The sequence below is a fragment of the Psychromonas sp. SR45-3 genome, from assembly GCF_014163575.1.
Classification (GTDB): Bacteria; Pseudomonadota; Gammaproteobacteria; order Enterobacterales; family Psychromonadaceae; genus Psychromonas; species Psychromonas arctica.
This window is the reverse complement of record NZ_JACJDP010000080.1, coordinates 1-2,224: the sequence shown is the minus strand read 5'-3', so window position 1 is coordinate 2,224 and position 2,224 is coordinate 1. Positions and strand designations below refer to the sequence as shown.

The window sequence follows — 2,224 nt, the reverse complement described above, 5'->3', positions numbered from 1 at the left end:
CCAAAAGATATTCCACAACCCCGCGGCGAGTAAAATAACACCAACACTAAGGCGAATAGGTCGAGGACAACCTTTTGCCATTGGCGGTACGGCCACAATTAAACCTGCGAGCATACACGCAGTAACAACACTTCCCATGGGTATCATATTATTCGCTTCAATTTGAATTGATTAGGTGAGTCATTATATTTAACCTTTACAGGAAAACAATAATTCAATTAACTATTAACATTGTCTTAAATTAACTTTAGCGATCTCAATCCTGATAATATACTTTTCAAATTATCTAATTGAATATTTAGCCTTGAGTGTTTTCGGTATGGTCATACTGTAACAGGGGAACGATTGATTCGTAAGATGGGGTCATAACAAACTACCTCCAAGTGCAAAGTATGCACCTTTAAAAGGCAGTTTGTGAACAATCATCAGTCAAAGTAATGGGTGCCCAGTACTTTGTTATCTTTCCTGATTTTTTCCATTTCCACTATCGTGCAAGTAGTGGTTTAGAACGGTAGCTCCACATACCATAGGTGCGTAAAGCATCTCGGTAAATACCTAAAAGTTCTTTATCGCTAGGAACTTTTAGATTAGAAAGGGGCTTATCAGGGAAAGCTACAGTATCAAAAGTAATCCCTTTAGGGCCCGTTTGCCAACTAGCAATTTCAAATAAAGATTGTCCACGCCTTACATGACTAGCTGAGCTAATAATTGTTGCATGGTCAATGTTATGACGAGCAAGAGCATAACTACTAAGTAACGCGTTATCAACAGTACTTGTCGCATAGTTTTCTTCAATGATTCTATTTTTATCAACACCTTTATTAATCAACCAGTCGGCCATAAGCTTGCCTTCGGTTTTATGATTTTTTGGTACACCACCAGTAAGAACAATAAGAGATTCAGGCTGTTTTTTTGCCATTTCAAGTGTTGTTTGTAAACGCTTAATTAATATCTCATCCATTGAACCGTCGGGATTCAATGCATAACCTAGAGTAACAATAGCGGTATTTCCTGCGAGTGGTTTCCCTGGTTTATCTTTTAATGGAGTCTCTACTACACGGTCTATTGTTTTAAATATACGCTTAAGATCAGCTTCTTGACCGGAATCTAACTCTGCTATTCTAGCCATATATTTTTGTGAAACAGCTTCATTACCCTTGAATTTTTGCCATACCGCAAGATAAGAATTCAAATCCACATCATCTGGTGCAACAGAAAGGGCTTGCTCAAAAAGCTCTATCGCATAATCTATATTTTTATTGTAGACCTGTGCATTAGCAGCAGAAATCAGCAGATCAGTTCTATATGGTTCTAGTGCATAAGCAGATAATAATCGTTCAGTAATAGTTGCCATATTACTCGGCATTTTCGCGGTGAAGCCAGCATGTGAGATACGGGCAGGAGATTCAAAGACTTTTAAAGCTTCTCCTAACAACTGATCAACAACCTGCCGCTTTGTCATAAAATCAGCAGGAGAAACTTGGGCTTGTACAGCAACCTCTTGCTTGGCGAATACAACTGGAGACATCGATAAAGCTAATGCACCTGTTAGCGCTATAGCAATTATATTTTTTTTCATATCTATTACCTTCCTATAATGGGACCGTCAAAATTTCTATTATTTCGCACCGTGAATTATCTTTTAAAACAAAAATATAATATCACTCAAACCTCTGACAACAAGACGTAAACTTTAAAATAAACGTGACCTACCACTAAAATAAAGCCATTTAGCATGATTTAATTTATTTTCACGAGACATTTTAATTAATTCACCAAGCGAATTAAGAATGAAGATAATTGTAATTTTCTAATTATTAACATTCGATGAAGCAAAATAATGGCATCTCCATATCTTTTAAAAATGGTTTATATTGCCAGTGGATCTCATTTCGACACATGAAATTAGTGTGGATAAATTAGGAAGGAAACTAGTAAATGGGTAAATAGGTAAATAGGTAAATAGGTAAATTAGTAAATAGCCATAAACTATGAGGCGGAACAAACAAGTGAAAACCAATGTGAAAACCAAGAAAACCAATGGCCATAAGCTTTGACCAATATTCATAATCAACCTATCTTTCAGTGATGCGGTTTTACATGCTCGGAGGTAGTTTATTATGACTCAATCTCGACAATCTCAAGTATCGCTTGCTGATACCCCTTATTACCACTGTATATCTCGTTGTGTTCGTCGAGCTTATTTATGTGGTGAAGATAAATA

At 36.4% G+C, this 2,224-nt stretch carries 1 protein-coding gene and 1 pseudogene; one reads left to right on the top strand and one right to left on the bottom strand.

The genetic code is table 11. The features are described 5' to 3' along the window. Window positions 1–484: 484 nt before the first annotated feature. A complete protein-coding gene (locus H5084_RS19145) occupies window positions 485–1,579 on the bottom strand; it encodes a YdcF family protein (RefSeq protein ID WP_182692221.1) in 1,095 nt (364 codons plus the stop codon). 541 nt (window positions 1,580–2,120) lie between these two features. Here H5084_RS19145 and H5084_RS19850 point away from each other — a divergent pair. Continuing rightward, window positions 2,121–2,224: pseudogene (locus H5084_RS19850) on the top strand (transposase); the annotation flags it as partial.

Coding starts and splice junctions, on each gene's coding strand:
- H5084_RS19145 (WP_182692221.1), bottom strand. CDS start 1,579: ATGAAAAAAAATATAATTGCTATAGCGCTAACAGGTGCATTAGCTTTA.